Origin of the sequence: Psychrobacillus sp. FSL W7-1457 (genome assembly GCF_038593405.1) — a bacterium.
In the GTDB taxonomy this organism is placed as follows: Bacteria; Bacillota; Bacilli; order Bacillales_A; family Planococcaceae; genus Psychrobacillus.
On the sequence record NZ_CP151993.1, the window covers coordinates 1,530,213 to 1,548,479 of the forward strand.

General features: G+C 35.7%; 16 protein-coding genes and 1 riboswitch. Of the genes, 12 read left to right on the forward strand and 4 right to left on the reverse strand.

Going from position 1 to position 18,267, the window contains the following annotated elements; genetic code table 11:
• The first annotated feature begins 566 nt into the window (after positions 1–566).
• Both NSQ95_RS07185 and NSQ95_RS07190 read left to right on the forward strand, forming a co-directional pair.
• Positions 567–2,468 (forward strand): serine hydrolase domain-containing protein, encoded by a 1,902-nt coding sequence (locus tag NSQ95_RS07185; RefSeq protein WP_342560566.1) that lies wholly within the window; start codon positions 567–569, stop codon positions 2,466–2,468.
• A 145-nt stretch (positions 2,469–2,613) separates the two neighbouring features.
• Positions 2,614–3,360, forward strand: coding sequence for a type II CAAX endopeptidase family protein (locus tag NSQ95_RS07190; RefSeq protein WP_342560567.1), 747 nt, complete (start codon positions 2,614–2,616; stop codon positions 3,358–3,360).
• Positions 3,361–3,527: 167 nt separating this feature from the next.
• Here the strand turns inward: NSQ95_RS07190 and NSQ95_RS07195 are convergent, their stop codons facing one another.
• Both NSQ95_RS07195 and NSQ95_RS07200 read right to left on the reverse strand, forming a co-directional pair.
• Entirely contained in the window at positions 3,528–4,067 is a 540-nt protein-coding gene (locus NSQ95_RS07195; protein WP_342560568.1) for a GNAT family protein, read from the reverse strand.
• 181 nt (positions 4,068–4,248) lie between these two features.
• Positions 4,249–4,632, reverse strand: a complete 384-nt coding sequence (locus NSQ95_RS07200) for a RidA family protein (RefSeq protein ID WP_169361078.1) — start codon at positions 4,630–4,632, stop codon at positions 4,249–4,251.
• 104 nt (positions 4,633–4,736) lie between these two features.
• Between NSQ95_RS07200 and NSQ95_RS07205 the strand changes: the two genes are divergently transcribed.
• The 8 genes from NSQ95_RS07205 (at position 4,737) to NSQ95_RS07240 (ending at position 13,176) form a co-directional block, all read left to right on the forward strand.
• Complete coding sequence (locus tag NSQ95_RS07205) at positions 4,737–5,075, forward strand: helix-turn-helix domain-containing protein (RefSeq protein WP_169361077.1); 339 nt, start codon at positions 4,737–4,739, stop codon at positions 5,073–5,075.
• 60 nt (positions 5,076–5,135) lie between these two features.
• Positions 5,136–6,026 carry a hypothetical protein gene (locus NSQ95_RS07210; RefSeq protein ID WP_340883851.1) on the forward strand — a complete coding sequence of 297 codons (891 nt, stop codon included), beginning with the start codon at positions 5,136–5,138 and terminating at the stop codon, positions 6,024–6,026.
• A 557-nt stretch (positions 6,027–6,583) separates the two neighbouring features.
• Positions 6,584–7,882 carry an extracellular solute-binding protein gene (locus NSQ95_RS07215; RefSeq protein ID WP_342560569.1) on the forward strand — a complete coding sequence of 433 codons (1,299 nt, stop codon included), beginning with the start codon at positions 6,584–6,586 and terminating at the stop codon, positions 7,880–7,882.
• An 81-nt stretch (positions 7,883–7,963) separates the two neighbouring features.
• Positions 7,964–8,908, forward strand: coding sequence for a sugar ABC transporter permease (locus tag NSQ95_RS07220; RefSeq protein ID WP_251556770.1), 945 nt, complete (start codon positions 7,964–7,966; stop codon positions 8,906–8,908).
• On the forward strand, positions 8,908–9,750 hold the full coding sequence (locus NSQ95_RS07225) for a carbohydrate ABC transporter permease (protein WP_342560570.1): 843 nt from the start codon (positions 8,908–8,910) through the stop codon (positions 9,748–9,750). The genes NSQ95_RS07220 and NSQ95_RS07225 overlap by 1 nt, the downstream gene beginning before the upstream one ends.
• Positions 9,751–9,777: 27 nt before the next feature.
• Entirely contained in the window at positions 9,778–10,806 is a 1,029-nt protein-coding gene (locus NSQ95_RS07230) for a LacI family DNA-binding transcriptional regulator (protein ID WP_251556773.1), read from the forward strand.
• 4 nt (positions 10,807–10,810) lie between these two features.
• The gene (locus tag NSQ95_RS07235; RefSeq protein ID WP_342560571.1) at positions 10,811–11,719 is read left to right on the forward strand and encodes an ROK family protein; all 909 of its coding nucleotides are present in this window, start codon (positions 10,811–10,813) and stop codon (positions 11,717–11,719) included.
• A 17-nt stretch (positions 11,720–11,736) separates the two neighbouring features.
• Complete coding sequence (locus tag NSQ95_RS07240) at positions 11,737–13,176, forward strand: glycoside hydrolase family 1 protein (protein ID WP_251556776.1); 1,440 nt, start codon at positions 11,737–11,739, stop codon at positions 13,174–13,176.
• 241 nt (positions 13,177–13,417) lie between these two features.
• Here the strand turns inward: NSQ95_RS07240 and NSQ95_RS07245 are convergent, their stop codons facing one another.
• A complete protein-coding gene (locus NSQ95_RS07245; protein ID WP_169361071.1) occupies positions 13,418–14,095 on the reverse strand; it encodes an ABC transporter ATP-binding protein in 678 nt (225 codons plus the stop codon).
• Entirely contained in the window at positions 14,096–15,217 is a 1,122-nt protein-coding gene (locus tag NSQ95_RS07250) for an ABC transporter permease (RefSeq protein ID WP_342560572.1), read from the reverse strand. It abuts the gene before it with no gap.
• Positions 15,218–15,705: 488 nt separating this feature from the next.
• Positions 15,706–15,807: riboswitch (purine riboswitch) on the forward strand.
• A gap of 154 nt (positions 15,808–15,961) precedes the next feature.
• Here NSQ95_RS07250 and NSQ95_RS07255 point away from each other — a divergent pair.
• Both NSQ95_RS07255 and NSQ95_RS07260 read left to right on the forward strand, forming a co-directional pair.
• Positions 15,962–17,257, forward strand: a complete 1,296-nt coding sequence (locus NSQ95_RS07255) for an NCS2 family permease (RefSeq protein WP_342560573.1) — start codon at positions 15,962–15,964, stop codon at positions 17,255–17,257.
• 229 nt (positions 17,258–17,486) lie between these two features.
• Positions 17,487–18,056: a hypothetical protein gene (locus tag NSQ95_RS07260; RefSeq protein ID WP_342560574.1), complete on the forward strand. Its 570-nt coding sequence runs from the start codon at positions 17,487–17,489 to the stop codon at positions 18,054–18,056.
• Positions 18,057–18,267 lie beyond the last annotated feature (211 nt).

Below are 18,267 nucleotides of genomic sequence, written 5' to 3' on the forward strand. Positions count from 1 at the left end.
ACTTCTTACCCACTATACATTAAACTCTTTAAGAAAATGTAAGGCAAACTCTTAAGGAAATATTAAATAATGTAATTTATTTTCTTCCACCAAATAAATTATTTCCTCAATATTCTAGATTGAATTTTGTCCTCAATAGTAGTTTTATCGAGTAACTTAACTCTTAAGGTTTTTGTAAGAAATAAGTAAGACAAAAGATATTTCTGAAGTTTAGTATAAATCATACAGTAGGGAGGAGGAAGGGGGTGTAAACTTCCAAAATCGTCCAAGTCAGTTCTAGATAATTGGAACTTTGCTATGTACGTGATAAATAGGGTCATCAACCATTTGGGGATTAATTTTAGCTTGAGTTAGTGTAGAGGACTTCGGATAAAAGGTAGTTTTTTCAGAAAAGCGAGAGAACCTTGCGGAGATGGGAATAAACCCTGCGGAAACGAGCTAGAACCTTGCACAGACGGAGCAAAGCCTTGCCGTACTGAACTAGCCTTTGCTAAAAGCATGCTAGTTAATAATCTAATATTCACTTATATTTTCTCAATTACAATTCATAAAAAGGAGCCAAAAAGATGATTAAACGAATTCTTGTAGTACTCATTTTAGTTAGTACTTGTCTTTCTTTCAGTCCTGTTTACAGTGCGGAAAATGGAAGTACGCCATCAGGTATTCCATTAAATAAGTTAAAGGAGGAAATCGATGGGTTTGTCTTAAATCACATTGGTCAATCAACACCGGGTGCTTCAATTGTAGTCGTAAAAGATGGAGAAATTGTGTTTTCTAAAGGATATGGTTACGCAAATATTGAAAAAGAGATATTAGTAAATCCACAAAAAACGGTTTTTGAATATGGTTCTATTAGTAAATTGTTTGTATGGACAGCTGCAATGCAACTAGTCGAACAAGGAAAATTAGATTTAAATGAAGATATTACAACATACCTTCCTAAAGATTTTGTCTCCAAGTTAACATATGAAAAGCCTATTACAATGAATCAAATTATGAGTCATACAGCGGGTTTTGAGGATTATTACTTTGATTTAATCATGTCTACCCCAGAAAGTGTAGATTCTTTAGAAGAAGTTTTAATCAGTAGGCAACCGAAGCAGATCTATGAACCAGGTAGTACAATGGCATATTCAAATTATGCGACTGCTCTAGCGGGTTACGTCATTGAACGAATTGCAGAGCAAACTTTTTTAGATTACGAGATGGAGCATATTTTTCTACCACTATCCATGCACAGCACATCAGGCGATCCTACTTTAGCGAATTACACAGAACTTGAACACAAAGCGAAAGGTTATATACCAAAAGAAAATAAGGAGTTTACAGAAGGAAGTTGGTCATATGTTCCACTCTACCCGGCTGGTTCTGTAAATGGAACAGCTGAAGACTTAGCGAGATTTGCTGTCGCGCTAATGCCAAAAGAGTCCACTAGCAGTGCACTTTTTTCAACTGAAGGCACTCTCGATAAAATGCTAACACAAAGCTATTCTCCACATGGTGAGATTCTTTCGAATGCACATGGTTTTTGGGAGTATGATGGTAAAGTGAGAGGGGTTGGCCATGGAGGAAATACAGCTGCCTTTAGTTCAAATATGGTAATTGCACCGGAGGAACATTTTGGAGTAGTTGTACTAACAAATGCTTCAGCTGAAATGGATGTGACATCAGGGGTCATAGATTTACTTTTTGGTAAACCTGATAATATGACTCAAACAGCAACCATTGATTTACCAAACGCTGAAGAAATTACTGGATTGTATGTCGCTGCCCGTCAATCACGTAGCACATACACGGAGTTTCTTGGTTTTATACCACCTTTAAAAGTAGAAGCGATATCAAAAAATAAAATAAATATCAGCCTTTATGGAATGGAAGGTACCTACACTCAAATTGATCCTTATTTATATACCCTTACATCTAGTGAGAATCCGATTGTGGGATATATTCTTTCAAAAGCTTATTTTGAGGTAGACGAATACGGAGTAAAACGGCTCACCAATGGTCAGGTTGCTGATTATTTACCTTTAGAAGGGGATCGAAAGCTGCTATGGCTAATAATGAGTTTAGGGATAGTACTAATTAGTGTATTATATTTTATTTTCTCACCTATCATTTGGCTAATAAAATCATTAAAAAATCGAAAGCAAAATATGCAGCACTCAACAGAAACAAAGCTATTTTGGTTGATAAATTTAACTGGAAGCTTGTTAGTCATAAATAATATTGTTCTTGTTATTCGTACTATTGTTAGCTCCTCGATGCTTTATTTAGATGCGCTTCAATTACACATTTACTTAAACTGGTTCCTTCTTTTTGTAGCAGTCATTCTTCTCATTTTAGATTTAGTTAATTGGAAATTAGTAAATTTGAAAAAAAGCCATAAATTTATACGAGTTTTCACAATATGCCTCATTGTATTATTAGTAGCCGTATTAATGAATTGGAATTTCTTTAATTTTCTATAAAAATACTTTTTCCTAATATTGATAGGTTTCAAACGTCAACTAAAAGGGAGAGGAATTTTATAAAAATATAAGAATAAAATATCATAGAAGTATTTGATATTGCACAGGATGGTCTAGAAGACGATATTAGGAGGAAAGATGTATAGTGGATAATAAGTTAAGTTATGCAAAAAAGCACCCCATTAAAAGTATAATACTGATTGAGATTAGTTTTTTACTAGTAGTTTTTATAGCGGGGGCGATTGCGACGATTAAACAATTAAGTTACAATGCGCCGATATTAATATCGTTCATACCAACTGCACTAGTATTAATTATTTATTTTACATGGAAAAGAAAATGGACTTATTTTGGTTTTAAACGCGTAGTAATAAGAAAAAGCTGGTATTCGTACTTCCCTCTATTTCTTATTTTAATTGTATTATGCTTTCAAGGGTTTAGTTTCCAGCCTATTGAAACAATTATATTCTTTGTTGGCTTTGCTATTCTAGTTGGTTTTGTGGAAGAAAGTATTTACAGAGGAATAATGATTAAAATATTATTGCCACTAGGTATGCTTCCAGCTATTCTAACTTCGAGCATATTATTTTCTGTTACCCACATGCTTAATTTGTTATCTGGACAAAGTTTAGGACAGACTGGACTTCAATTGATTTATTCTTTATTAATAGGAATAGTGCTTGCACAATTATTTGTAAAAACAGAAAACATTTACCCTCTAATTTTGTTTCATGGCCTTCATAATCTGCTTCAATTTTTAGGAAACGGAGAATCCAGTGTCATTCTGGATACGACAGTGATTGGTATTTTAGTTATAGCTATTACTGTCTTAGCATTTTCTCTGCGGAAAAATAATACAGTAAAGAATGCTTTTATTCATGAAAGAATTTAAATGATTAAAGGCTATACATTTTGAACTAAACCCCGAATAGTGGCTGCTTTTAAAAGTAGACCAATTCGGGGGTTAATGTTTTTCATGGTGAATGTCGAGCTTCCGGATGGTTCATTGCTTCAAGAAGAGAAATAGCCTTTAGGAAAATAATCTTCACATAAGGTAAGTTAGTGCTTAGGATTTAATATGGCAAACATTTCATGGTCTTCCCATTTTTCGTTAATTTCTACACTTTTTTTTGCCAATCCCTCATTGTGAAAACCTACTTTTTCTAAAACTCGAATGGAACCTGTATTATTTGGCATGACTCCTGCTTCTATTCTGTGTAAGTTGAGTGTCTCAAAAGCATATTTAATAACTAGAGCAGTAGCTTCAGTGGTATATCCTTTGCCATTATGCGCTTGATCCAAGGAATAGCCTAAAAGGGCGCTTTGACGAGGTCCGCGGACTACTTGAAATAGTGAGATAGAACCTATTAATACGTCGGCATCTACTTTAAAAATTCCAAACTGATATGCGGAATCCTTTGTCGAATTTTGTGCCCATTTTTCAATTAATTCTTTTTGAGTTTCTATAGTCCAGTAGTTTTCTGGAAGAGCTACGGAATAGTTTTGTAAAAATGCACGATTCCTGATTTCTAAATCTAGCAGTTCTTCCGCATCTGAAACAATAAACGGACGAATGTATATATTTAATGTTTTTAACATCTCATATCTCCTTCTCTAAGAAATAAATACAGTATATCATAGTGAATTATGGAGATAAATGGTTGAGGTTCTTTCGTTAAAATTGATATTCGCATTATTTCATTTTCTTTAATTAGCATGAGAATTATACATATCTAGTTTTCCAGAAAAGAGATGATTGCGATTGTCTAGAAAATCTTTCTTAATCGGTGTGTGCGATAGCACTGATCTCAATTAGTTGCTCAGGGAAAGCCAAGTAAGTCACGCCGATACAACTGCCGGCTGGACGATGTTCTCCGATATATTCCTTAAACATTTCTATGACTGGGGAGAAATGGGCTTGAGGATTCGTTAGATAGAGCTCCACATAAGCGAGATTAGATTTTGTTACACCAAACTCCTGAAGGACGAGGTCTAGATTTTCAAGTGTCTGACGGGCCTGCGCCTCAATATCTTCCTCTCCAACGAATACGCCGTCTTGATTGTGTGAAAATTGCCCTGAAATGTAAATGGTATTGTTGACGCCATAACCTTGTGTAATCCCATGATCCCAGAGATTGTGGTTGTAAGTTTTAACACTATTCATTATTTTCTCTCCTTTATTTCAAAGTAAAGTAAGTATAAAATGAATAAAAAGAAAAAAATAGTACGCACATTTTTGATAGTTACTATCAGAAAGGATAGTGTCAAATGAGTATGGAGGAATATAAAGACAAGGGGAATATTCAAGAGACATCATTTGGGTATACTTTGTCGGTAGTAGGTGGGAAATGGAAAATGCTAATTCTCTATCTGCTAGCTGAAAATCAACCCGTTCGCTTTAATGATATGAAAAGACAAATAGGAGCCATTACCTTTAAAACATTGAGTTCACATCTTAAAGAGCTGGAAGCAGATGGGTTGGTTTTACGGAAAGAGTACCCACAAATACCTCCTAAAGTAGAGTATAGTCTAACACCTAAAGCAGATACTTTATTACCTGTTTTGGAACAACTATGTGAGTGGGGAGAAAAAAATCGCAATAACTAATAGCTCATGATATTGCGTGGATTTACTAATACTAAAAGCTACTAATAGGGGGAGCATTTTATGGAATGGATCGTGTTGCTACTTATAGTTTTTATTGGTTTTAGTCTTTTTGTGCGCAAGAACACCTCATATAAGTTTGGTTTATCTCCAAAAACATTAGAATTAAAGCAAATTAAAGGGTTAAAAAAGCTAAATGATACACTGGAGCAATCCCTTCCTAAAAGTTTTATGGAAAATGTAGAAGTGAGGGTAAGGAATAATAATAGATTAAAAGAAAATGAGTATGAGTGGCGCCTCCTAGATTTAAAACGCTATTTTATTATGGCGTCACTATTAAAAGAGTCTCCAATGTTTAGTGAGAAAGTTGATGAATTGTGGCATGAGATGCTTATGTTTACCCGTGAGTATGAAAATTTTTCGATAAATTATTTAGGTGCAAAGCTACATCATAGTCCAAATGTAAAGATAGAACCCGATCCTGATTTACGTGGTTTTTTTGACTGGGTGTATGCAGAGCTATTTTTTATAAGACGCGAGAATATACTTCTGTATAAAGGTTTTTTTAAGAACCCTGTCCATCCAACTGTAATGGATGATTTTAAAAATTTACAAGAAAATGAATTAATCGATATTTACTTTAAACGTGATTCGAAATATATGAAAACTGTACTTGCGCTTATTACTTCGATGAAAAATACAGTCCATGGAGTAAGAGATTACGAGAAAAAGATTGTACATGAAAAGTTGAAACAAGGAAAAACTTATCAAAATTATAACGCAATGCTCGTTCCTTTCTTGTCGGTTTCATATTTCCATTATGATGATTTTTCAAGTTACATGAAAATAAGCAGCAGCGACAATTTATCGAATTGCACAAGTTGCGGATCGGCCAGCTCTTGTAAGTCTTGCTCTACAGATAGTTCTTGCTCAAGCTGTGGGGGAGGAGATTAATAAAGAGAGGCTGGGATATAGCGAGTCAATCAATGAAAAGAGGTGAAATAAGAAATATGATTTCACCTCTTTACTGTTTTTATAAGGTAACTGATCTCTAATAAAAATTCACTATCATTGTTTGAAGCGGAGGCGACGTTTCCTGGTAGTACAGCGAACTGAAAACCTAAAAAGAAACATAGCAAGGAAGTCTAATCATATTGAGGGAAGGATATAGCATACTAATTAAATGTGAAGCAAGAGAGTTTTCTAAAATATATTATCGGCCATTATTATAGTAATTTACTTTTGGAAAGCGTTTTCGTTAATTTGTAAGAAAATTCTTGATTTTCTATTAATCTAGGATTATAATTCTATTTGAAAGCGGTTTCACCTTCTAATTATTGCTTTTTTTTATATTATTTAGAAACCGGTTTCCTTAATGTATCAAGTAGCTTAGTTTTTATGATGAGGACAATATGGGAGGTGCATGATACAAAAATAATAACTTTCATTATTTTTGTTGAAGAATTACAACCTGTAAGACACATTGACTAAAAAAATTAGGGGGAATCAATTTGAGAAGTTTAAAAAAAATAGGTGCTTTGGGCTTGTCGGCTGTTCTTGCACTATCATTGGCAGCTTGTTCTGAAAAGGAATCGTCTGAAGGTGCAAAAAGCGGAGGCTCACAAGACCAAGTTACATTAAACTTTTGGACTTTTGGTGCTACTAACTATGAAGACTTAGCGAAGGCATATGAAGAGGAAAATCCTAATGTGAAAGTTAAAGTAAGAGCTGCTGAAACTGCAGAGCACCATGATGCATTATTTACTGCATTATCGGCAGGAAGCGGAGCTCCAGATATTACGATGCTAGAGATTGATCAATTAGATCGTTTTAAAGCAGCACAAGACCAGTTTGAAAACCTTTATGATCTGGGTGCAAAAGATATTCAAGACCAATACTTAGATTGGAAATGGAGTACGGGAGAAAATAATGCTGGGGATTTCTTAATCGGGTTACCAACGGATATTGGTCCAAAAGCTTTATATTATCGTACAGATGTCTTTGAAGAGGCTGGTTTACCAACAGATCCTAATGAAGTAGCTAAACTTATCAGTTCTCCCAAAGCATTTGAAGAAGCTGGTATACAGGTGAAGGAGAAAACTGGAAAACCATTCATCGATAGTATTGAAATGGCATTCAGATCTTATTTAGATGCAGCACAAGAAACGTTCCTAAACCCTGAGGGTGAATTATTAATAGAGCAAGAAGGAAATACGGTTAAAGAGGCATACGACTATGCTGTAAAGCTTAATGAGCTTGGTATTGTTGGAAAATTCGAAATGTGGTCACCAGAGTGGGCAAATGCGGTAAACAAAGGTGAATTTGCAGCTGAATTAGGAGCTGGCTGGTTAAAAGGTTGGATGGAAGGGAATGCACCAGAAGGAGTAGGTAAATGGAGAGTAGCAACATTGCCAACTGAATTTGCTGCAAACTGGGGCGGTTCGTTTATCTCCATCCCAAAAGAAACTAAACATGCAGCTGAAGCTTATGAATTTGCAGAGTGGTTAATCTCTCCTGACAATCAAATAAAATCATTCCAAACAAAAGGATTATTCCCATCTGCTCCGTCTGTTTACGAAATGGATTCCTTCAAAAACAATGAAGATGAGTTCTTTGGTGGCCAATCAACAGCACCAGTATTTGCTCAAGCAGCACAAGACATCAATGGAGCGGTGTATAAAGGAGAAAAATACTTCCCGGTTTATCAGGAAGTACTGAATGCCTTAAAGGATGTTCAAGCTAAAGGGGCAGATCCAGAAAAAGAGTGGGCTGCAGCAGTTAAGCGTGCAAAGGATTTAATGAATCGCTAGTAAAGAGAATAATAGATTTGAAGGTGGATGAGGAGTTGAATGAGCTTCCATTCCACCTTTCATAGGACATGAGGTGAGTATATGAGTGCTGTAAGTAATAAGGAAAAGGTAAGAAAAAAAAGGTACATGTCCGAAGCAAAAAAAGATATGGCTTCAGGTTATTTATATATTGCACCTTTCTTTATTATTTTTGCTATTATTGGGTTATATCCAGCATTATTTAGTATTTATCTAGGTTTTCAAAAGTGGAATGGATTAAGTCCTATGACTTTTGTTGGTTTAGCAAATTTTAAAATAGTATTAACAGATCCTCTTTTTTGGAAATCAGTCTACAACACAATTGTCATGGGAATCATGGGAACCGCCCCTCAATTAGTGTTTGGAATCATTTTTGCCTATTTATTAAATCTGGCATTTTTAAAGTTTAGAAATTTCTTTCGCGTAACAATTTTTATGCCGTATATTACTTCCATGGTGGCTGTAGCTCTTATTTTTAGTGTATTGTTTAGCGATCATGAATCTTCTTTAGCCAATTATGTATTAAGTTTGGCGGGGCTGGATCCTGTGAGCTGGAGCAGCTCTGAGTGGGGAACGAAGATTGCCATTTCGATTATGGTATTTTGGCGGTGGGTAGGGTATAACACCATTATCTATCTTGCTGGTATTCAAAGTATCCCAAGCTATTTGTACGAAGCAGCAACGATCGATGGAGCAAATAAATTTCAACAGCTTATATACATTACCATACCGATGCTGAAGCCATTTATCATTTTAACGGTCTTCACTTCAACTGTAGGAGCTCTGCAGTTATTTTCTGAACCAACCATCTTTTTAGGAACTAGTGCTTTTACAAGAGACGAAGCGATGACAATTGTTATGTATTTGTACCGGGACGCTTTTAAACTCCAATCTTTTGGGACGGCATCGGCTACAGCTATCATATTATTAGTATTGATAACCGTTTTTGCTACGATCAATACATTATTAACCTCAGGCATTGGTAGGAAGAAAAGAGGTAGAAACTAGTGAATAAATCGGAAAAAGGAAGAAAACCGTCCTTTAGTAATATCCTTTCTTATGTACTTTTGTCCATTGCATCCCTACTTTCGTTGTTTCCGTTTTACTGGATGTTTGTAATGGCAACAAGCCCTAGCTCTGCTTACAATTCCATTCCACCAACAATTACACCTGGGAGCTTATTAATAGAGAATTTTAAAAAGGTCTTGGATAAAATTGATTTCTTTCAAGCCATGTGGAACTCACTGATTGTTTGTTCAATTGTCACCGTTGTCGTTTTGTTTATTAGTTCATTAGCTGGCTTTGCCTTTGCGAAGTTTAAGTTTCGAGGTAAAAATATACTTTTTACTGCTATCCTCTTAACGATGATTATACCGCCTCAATTAGGGTTAATTCCGCAATATTTCCTAATTTCTAAGGCAGGATTACTTGATACGTTACCAGGTGTGATGGTATTGTTCTTCCTTAATCCTCTAGGTATCTTCCTGATGAGACAATATATTAGTCAATCTGTCCCAGATGAGCTAATTGAAGCAGCAAAATTAGACGGATGCTCCAACTTTAAAATTTATCGTAGTATTGTACTTCCCATTATACTTCCGGCATTTGCAACATTAGGAATTATTGTATTTTCGGCTGCATGGGGCGAATTTTTATGGCAATTTACCGTTTTAAGAGATCCGGAGATGTATACGATTCAAGTTGCTTTAGCCCAATTAAGTAATACACAAAATGCAGACTTTGGCATGATCTTATCGGGTGTGTTTTGGGCAACTATCCCACTTTTGATTGTTTTCTTATTGTTTAACCGCTTATTTATATCAAGTATTACAGAAGGCTCTGTGAAATAAAGTAACGTGTAATAGAAGGGATAAGAGATGAATTTAACTATAAAAGATATCGCACAAATGGCAGGTGTCTCCCCAGGCACTGTTTCAAAGGTCATCAATAACTATGAAGGCATTAGTGACAAAACAAAGAAACAAGTGATGGATGTCATTAACCAAAAGGGGTATGAACCTAATTTTTCGGCAAGAACTCTGGCAACAAAAAGGTCAAATCTTATTGGGCTGATCTATGCCGGAAAGATTAATGTGGAAATGACACATCCTTATTTTAATGAGGTTATTTCAGCTTTTAAAAAGAACATCGGTCTACTAGGCTATGATATTATCATGTTCTCCAATGAACGCTTTCAAATGGGGCAAGGCAGCTATTTAGCACGATGTCGACATTTTCAAGTGGATGGCTGTATCGTAATTGCCGGTGAGGAAGTGGAAGAGGCTATCTATGATGTGGCGAAGGAAGGAATTCCATGTATCGGTATAGATATTGAGTTAAAAGGTCCGAAATCTAGCTACATCATGACAGATAATGTGGATTTATCGAGAAAAGTAGTAGAATTTTTTTATCTTCATTCCGTTAGAAAGATTGGATATATAGGCGGAAAATGGGATTCAGCCATTTCTCGTTATCGGAAACAGGGTTTTTATGAAGCTATGCATCAATTTGGTCTAGAATTACGCGAAGAGTGGATTGAGTATGGTGATTTTCATGAAGAAAGCGGATATGAGGCGATGAAAAAAATACTGCAATGTAAAGAGCATCCAGAAGCTGTCTTTGCTACATCTGACCTGATGGCTTTAGGTGCTTTAAGAGCGATAAAGGAAGAGGGGCTAAGTGTACCGCAAGATATTCAAATTGTCGGGTGTGATGACATTGTGGCTTGTCGTTATAGTGAGCCAAAACTTACGACAGTAAAGCAGGATAAAGAAAAGTTCGGGAAATTATCCGCTTATATGTTAAATGATTTGATAAATGGAGAGACACAATTAAAGCCAGTGTTGATCGACTCCGAGTTGATGATAAGGGAATCGTGCGGAACGAACAGGGTTGATAGGAGGTAATTTTGTGAATTACTATGCTGTTTTTGATGTTGGAGGTTCTTCTATCAAATATGCCCTTATGAATGATTTAGGAGAGTTTATTGAAAAGTCATTTGCTCCCACTCCTGAAGCTAGTCTTAAGCTGTTTGTGGATACGGTGGAATCTATCGTAAAGGATTTCCGAAAAAAATACGAACTAAAGGGAATAGCTATAAGTGTACCTGGTGCTGTCAATGTAGAGACCGGATATATAGGGGGAGTCACAGCACTTCCATATATCCACGGACCGAGTATTAAGGAGCTTCTACAGGACCGGACACATATACGGGTTGAAATTGAAAATGACGCTAATTGCGCGGGGTTAGCAGAAGGATGGATCGGTGCTGCAAAGGATATTAAGGATTACCTATGTATCGTGATTGGGACCGGTATCGGAGGAGCTATAGTTCTTGATAAAAAAATTAGACATGGCAAGAACCGTTTTGCTGGAGAATTTGGTTATATGATCATGGAGGACTATTTAGAGGAACCAATAGGGAAAACGTGGAGTACTTTAGCTGCAACTGGTGGATTGATAAACCAAGTGGCAATACGCGAAGGAATGGAACCGAATGCCCTTACAGGTGAAAAAGTGTATGAATTGGCTGAAGACGGTAACAAAGAGATACAAAATGAAATAGAAAAATTTGTGAAACGATTAGCAGTAGGAATTTATAATTTACAGTATGTAATTGACCCAGAAAAAATCTTGATAGGTGGAGCCATCAGCACGCGAGAGGGTTTCATTGAACAAATCAATGAAACCTTAAATCAAATGAAACATGATAAGGATAGTTTAACTATTCAAGTAGAAAGATGTCAGTTTGGAAATGATTCTAATTTAATCGGAGCTTTGTATCATTTCATACAGAGACAGTCGATGCATGGAGAATAGCTAGGAGGGTGAAATCGATGATACATCAAACGCTTAAACCGTTTCCGAAGAATTTCTTATGGGGAGCAGCATCTGCAGCCTATCAAGTGGAGGGTGCTTGGAATGAGGATGGAAAAGGTGTTTCAAACTGGGATATGTTTGTTCGTATACCTGGTAAGACATTTAAAGGAACAAACGGTGATGTGGCAGTAGATCACTACCATCGTTATAAGGAAGATGTTCGCTTGATGGCAGAAATGGGAATGAAAACCTATCGATTTTCTGTTGCTTGGACACGTATTTTTCCAAAAGGCAGAGGAGAAGTTAATCAAAAGGGCTTGGAGTTTTATAATCAATTAATTAATGAATTAAAGGTTAATAACATAGAGCCGATTTTGACATTGTATCATTGGGATTTGCCACAGGCCCTTCAGGATGAGTACGGAGGCTGGGAGTCTAGGAGGATTATTGAGGACTTTACGAATTACAGTATAGAATTATTTAAACACTTTGGTGACCGAGTGAAATATTGGGTTAGCTTAAATGAGCAGAATATATTTACAAGCCACGGATACCAAATGGGGACACATCCTCCAGGTATGAATGATGAAAAACTATTTTATCAAGTCAATCACCATGCAAACTTAGCAAATGCTAGTGTGATCAAAGAATTTCATAAATATGTTCCCGAGGGGAAAATCGGTCCAAGCTTTGCCTACTCACCAGCTTATGCCGCGTCTTCTAGCCCAAAGGATATTATAGCTGCTGAAAATGCCGAGGAGCTAAATAGTCATTGGTGGATGGATACATATATATGGGGTAGGTATCCAGAGGTAGCATGGAATTACTTAGAGAAAAAAGGGCTCTCTCCCACTATTGAAGAAGGGGATCTTGAGTTATTAAAAGAAGGTAAGCCAGACTTTATTGGTTTAAATTACTATCAAACAACAACTTTTGAAGAAAACCCTTTAGTAGGCGGTGTTGGATCATCGGAAATGAATACCACTGGTGAAAAAGGAACGTCGAAAGATACTGGCATACCGGGATTATATAAAACAATTGCCAATCCAAACTTAGAACGCACTAACTGGGATTGGAATATTGATCCGGAAGGGCTGAGAATTGCCCTACGTAGAATGACTAATCGTTATGGTCTTCCTATTCTGATAAGTGAAAATGGGTTAGGAGAATACGATAAGGTAGAAGCGGAAGAAGTGATTCAAGATGATTATAGGATTGAATATTTGCGTTCTCATATTATTGCCATTCAGGAGGCAGTTTCCGATGGCTCCGATGTTCTAGGTTATTGCATTTGGTCCTTCACAGATTTGTTAAGTTGGCTAAACGGCTTCCAAAAACGTTACGGGTTAGTTTATGTAAATCAGCATGAAGAGGGAGAACATGATTTAAAGCGCATTAAGAAGAATAGCTATTATTGGTACAAGAAAGTCATCGAATCGAATGGAACCAACTTGTAGTATGAAGAGTTCTTAAGATTAAGCAAAGTCCGTTTATTTTGAAACACCCCGTAAATGTTAGACTTGAAACTAACATTTTCGGGGTGTTTTATATGGCGTACAGCAGAAGCATATAGTTTACTTGAAACAAAAAACTGGCTTAAGTTCCATCACACAGAACTTAAGCCAGCCAATTAGCTGTATAGAGAATCTCTTTATAGTCAATGAATCTACTACATAGAGATTAGTTATAAACTAAAATTTAACCTTCTAGTGTTAACACGCCATCTTCCATACGGTACACTTTGTCACAAAACTCTAGCATACGCTCATCATGCGTTACCATTACAGCAGCCTTATTACGTTCTTTGACCTCTTTGCGAATTTGTTTTACTACTTCAAATGCGCGGTTAGAGTCTAAGCTCGCTGTCGGTTCATCTGCCAGGATGATGTTTGAGTTGTTAACAAACGAGCGGGCAATTGCTACACGTTGGCGTTCCCCACCAGATAATTCGTTTGGAAACTTGGATAATTTTGAACCTAATCCTAGGTCGTTTAGCAACTCTTTAGCAAATGCTTTTTCTGCTGGAGTTACCTTTCCTTTCATTTTACAAACAAGTAGCAACTGATCGAGCACGTTTAAATACGGAATTAAGTTCGATGTTTGTAAGATGAAACCTATATCCGTTAGGCGGAATGCTGAAAGATCTTTTTCTTTCATGTTACCAACGTTTGTACCACCTACTAATACTTCCCCTTTAGTAGGCTGAAGTAGAGCACCGGCAATAGATAATAATGTACTTTTCCCTGAACCAGAAGGGCCGATAATGGCGATGAAGTCACCAGGTGCAACTGTTAACGAAACATTTTTTAAAGCGTCAACAGTTGAATCGCCTTCTTTAAATGATTTTGTTACATTGTTTAATACTAAACCTGTCATTTATTCCACTCTCCCAATCGCTGTTAATGGATCGATTTTCGTTACTTGACGTGCGGAAATAACGGAACCTAAAACAGAAACAATTAAAAGAACTACTCCATAGATCAATACCATATTAAAATCTAAGTTGAATGGCATGTCTTCTGGGAAGACTAATGCTGTCAAATAAGTCAATCCGATACCCGCGATAATGCTAACTAACGATAAAACAAATACTTGTGTGATGATTGAATTTTTAATAAATCGGTTTGAAGCACCAATTGCTTTCATAACACCGAACTGCTGCGTTTTTTGTAAAATGAATACATAGAAGAATACGGCAATAATAACTGCAGAGATGGCAAATAAGAAGGCAAGCATCATGTAAATAGTGGCACTTTCTTCTTTATAACCAGGCATTCCCATTACCGCTTCTGATTTCGTGAACGTTTCAATTAAGTCATAGTCTTTAGCGATCTGGTCAGCTTCGATTGAAGTTCCTTGTAAAACAATCATCGTTACAGGATCTTCTAGACCATTATTTGAACCAGGTGCTGCAAAGGCATAAGATTGCCAAGTTGCAACATCAACAAAGACTGTAGGTAAATGGTTAAATGTTTCGCCAGTTGTAAATCCTACTATGTTTAATTTGATGTCTGAACTAGTTACTACAATCGTATCGCCAATTTCATATCCTTTTTTCTGTAGAGATTCATCAATTAGTACACCGAATGGATCATTTGGATCTAATTGCTTACCTTCTACAACTTTTGGTTCGATAAATTTGCCAGGATCAACCCCGATAAAGGCAACATCATGTTTTTCTTTAGTGTTGGAAGTAGCTTCATTTTGAATAATAATTGTAGATTGTCCAAATTTTGCAGCTTCCTTAACACCGTATTTACCCTCAATGTCTTCTGCGATTGCTCCAGACACCTTCGTTTTCATCATCGTTCCCTCAGAGCCCTCTTCATATATGAAAAGATCTCCATCGATATTTTTCATCGTTGCAGCAGCTAATGTGGATAATCCATTACCTAAGCCCGATAAAATAAAAACAAGCCATGCAATTAGCATAATGATTGTGCCAATCATTGCAAAACGTGTTTTGGAATGTTTCATTTCTTTTAGTGCTAAAAACATTCTATGTTCCTCCTCTTATATATGTTATTTGACGATAGATTTCTCTATGGTTCTGACTACTTGAAGAACAGATCATAAGAAAACACATTAACTCAATCCAATAAAACTATATTAAAATAACAAAAGTTTGCAAAAAAAATAAATATAGCTTTTTTGAGGTTGAATAATATGTCCCTCCTATACGCCTCGATTTACAGTATAAATCACTAATATGAACTTTAGCTAAACTTTTTAAAAATTTTTTCGGTTGTTTTTTGTATAAAAGATATATTTTAATAGTATTAATTCGTTATATTAATATTATTTTGATGTGAAAGTGTAATTTACTTATATCCTGGAGACCAGACTAGCGGTTTGTTGTTCACTAAGTATTGCACCCCATTAATCTTTTTACTATTTTAAATCTTTTTACATTTTTGCGGTGAAAATAATTCCCAATATATTCTATTGACCATTTAAATTAATCTTGTTATTATTCTCCTATTGTTTTTAAAAGAATAGATATACCTTGTATAATTTCAAGAATACGGCTTGAAAGTTTCTACTAGCTACCAGTAAATAGCTTGTCTACAAGGAATGGGAAATTAATGATGTTTTTTATTCCATTTTTTGTAGAAAAGCTTTGACCTAATAGTGGTCAAAGCTTTTTTTATATCAAATGGATAATAAAATGAATTGGTTGGAAAACTAACTTCTAAGTCATTCCCTTTCACTCTTTAATTATAGGAAATAGGAGATTACAACATGAGAAACTTTTTTAAATTCACAGAACGGAACACTTCCTATAAGCAGGAATCACTCGCAGGGATAACGACCTTCCTATCGATTGCTTACATATTAGTCGTGAATCCAATTATTCTAAGCCAGTCTGGTATGGATAGTGGAGCTGTATTTACAGCAACCGCTCTTACTGCAATCATTGGATCACTACTTATTGGTCTACTTGCTAACTATCCAATCGCAATTGCACCGAGTATGGGTTTGAATTCATTTTTTACTTTTTCTGTCTGTATTGGAATGGGAGTAGAATGGCAAGTCGCTTTGACAGGTGTCTTTGTTGCAGGAATCATTTTTATGCTATTAAGTTTAATGAAAATCCGAGAAAAAATTATTAATATCATTCCTTTGGATTTAAAATATGCGATTGCTTCTGGAATTGGATTCTTCATCACATTTATTGGATTAAAAAATGGAGGAATTATTACTGGCAATCCAGATACATTTGTTTCCATCGGTGATTTAACTTCACCGATGACCGTATTAGCCATCATTGGCCTAATTCTAACGATCGTTATGTTAGTTCGTGGAATAAAGGGCGGCATTTTTTACGGAATGGTCATTACAACGATTATTGGTATGATTTTTGGATTAATTAAAGTTCCCTCATCGATCATTGGAAGTATACCAAGTATTGAGCCAACATTTGGTGTTGTGTTTTATCATTTAGATGAGATTTTTACACCAGAGATACTGACAGTTATTTTCACATTTTTAATCGTTGCCTTTTTTGATACAGCTGGTGCACTTATTGCACTTACTAGTCAGGCAGGAATGATGAAGGGGAATACAATTCCAAATATCGGAAAAGGATTACTTGCGGATTCTTCTGCTGGTGCAATTGGCGCTATTTTAGGTACATCGACGCCTGCTACGAGTGTGGAATCTTCCGCTGGTATAGCTGTAGGAGGAAGAACAGGCTTTACGTCTGTCGTTATAGCAGCTTGTTTTGTCATTGCGTTATTCTTTTCACCACTGGTTGCCGTTATTACAGTCGAGGTAACAGCAGCTGCATTAATCATTGTAGGTGCATTAATGGCCATGGAAATCAGTAAAATTAACTGGACTAAGTTAGAAATTGTCATTCCCTCGTTTTTAACAATAATTATGATGCCTCTTTCTTCAAGTGTGGCAATCGGAATTGGATTAGGTTTTGTTCTTTATCCAATTTGTTTAGTAGCACAAAAGCGTTATAAAGAAGTTCATCCAATTATGTATGTACTTTGCTTGTTATTCATTTTATACTTTGCTTTTATCGTATAGGAAGAGAACTAGAGGACTGTTAGAATACAGTATCAGGATAATTAAATTAATGAGAGTAAACTATAAGAGACATAGATTAGTTCAGCTAATCTATGTCTTTTTTATCTCATAAATACTTAGGAAAGTTACACTTAAACCTTGTATTTAGTAAGATAGATGTTATTGTATTATAAATACTAAAACTAATGCCTCGATAAAAATTTACACTTTAAAGATGAAGGAGAATTTCATGAGCTGGAGCAAATTGAAGAAAAACTTGGAGAGTTATCTCTGCCCTGCATTATATGGAAGGGTTGAATACAGTGCTAGTAGCTACCGTTATTTACCTGACAAATCAGGAACTTGTTTTATTACGGTAGATAAAAAGAATGTGCTGAATATGAGTGATAAAACAATTTTAATTAAATGGTATCTAACTGAGCAGGAAATTAAGAATGATGCCAATATCCAAATTCCTATCAGCAATGAGGAAATAGAAGCGGTAAGAAAAGAAAGCAATGGTATGATTCCGGATGATCGTCTACAAGTAATTGCAAGGAGTAGAAAATTATCAGAATATGCAAAGGAGCTTTTGTCAGCACAGTCATCATTAAGCAAATCAAATTTTGTAGTTGTAGCTAATAAGTTTTTATCCACTTCTATAGAGGAAAGTATAGAGAGTAATGATATATTATTGAATGTTCTTGCTTTGGTGGACAGACGGCTTGGCAAAAAACGAATTTTAAACATGTCGGAGAAGATGAAGTTAAAACACCCAATTGTGCAGTATTTTTATGAGCTAAGGCACCGTACGTTATGATAAAAAATAACGTGAATGGAATAAACCAGACACAGGAAAAATATGCTTACATTAAAGAGTTTCTTACCTTATAGAGTAAGAAGCTCTTTAATATTTGTGCATCGTACTATGGTTTATCTAATGGGAACCTGCACATTTCAGACAAACTATGTGCTGAAATACAGTAAATCTTAAAATTTACTATTATCATTAGATTAACAATAATGTTAGT

Bases quoted from the DNA above. Each gene is read 5' to 3' on its own strand.
- NSQ95_RS07240 (WP_251556776.1), top strand. From the start codon at position 11,737: ATGATACATCAAACGCTTAAACCGTTTCCGAAGAATTTCTTATGGGGA.
- NSQ95_RS07250 (WP_342560572.1), bottom strand. From the start codon at position 15,217: ATGTTTTTAGCACTAAAAGAAATGAAACATTCCAAAACACGTTTTGCA.
- NSQ95_RS07195 (WP_342560568.1), bottom strand. From the start codon at position 4,067: ATGTTAAAAACATTAAATATATACATTCGTCCGTTTATTGTTTCAGAT.
- NSQ95_RS07200 (WP_169361078.1), bottom strand. From the start codon at position 4,632: ATGAATAGTGTTAAAACTTACAACCACAATCTCTGGGATCATGGGATT.
- NSQ95_RS07245 (WP_169361071.1), bottom strand. From the start codon at position 14,095: ATGACAGGTTTAGTATTAAACAATGTAACAAAATCATTTAAAGAAGGC.
- NSQ95_RS07205 (WP_169361077.1), top strand. From the start codon at position 4,737: ATGAGTATGGAGGAATATAAAGACAAGGGGAATATTCAAGAGACATCA.
- NSQ95_RS07210 (WP_340883851.1), top strand. From the start codon at position 5,136: ATGGAATGGATCGTGTTGCTACTTATAGTTTTTATTGGTTTTAGTCTT.
- NSQ95_RS07260 (WP_342560574.1), top strand. From the start codon at position 17,487: ATGAGCTGGAGCAAATTGAAGAAAAACTTGGAGAGTTATCTCTGCCCT.
- NSQ95_RS07185 (WP_342560566.1), top strand. From the start codon at position 567: ATGATTAAACGAATTCTTGTAGTACTCATTTTAGTTAGTACTTGTCTT.
- NSQ95_RS07220 (WP_251556770.1), top strand. From the start codon at position 7,964: ATGAGTGCTGTAAGTAATAAGGAAAAGGTAAGAAAAAAAAGGTACATG.
- NSQ95_RS07230 (WP_251556773.1), top strand. From the start codon at position 9,778: ATGAATTTAACTATAAAAGATATCGCACAAATGGCAGGTGTCTCCCCA.
- NSQ95_RS07255 (WP_342560573.1), top strand. From the start codon at position 15,962: ATGAGAAACTTTTTTAAATTCACAGAACGGAACACTTCCTATAAGCAG.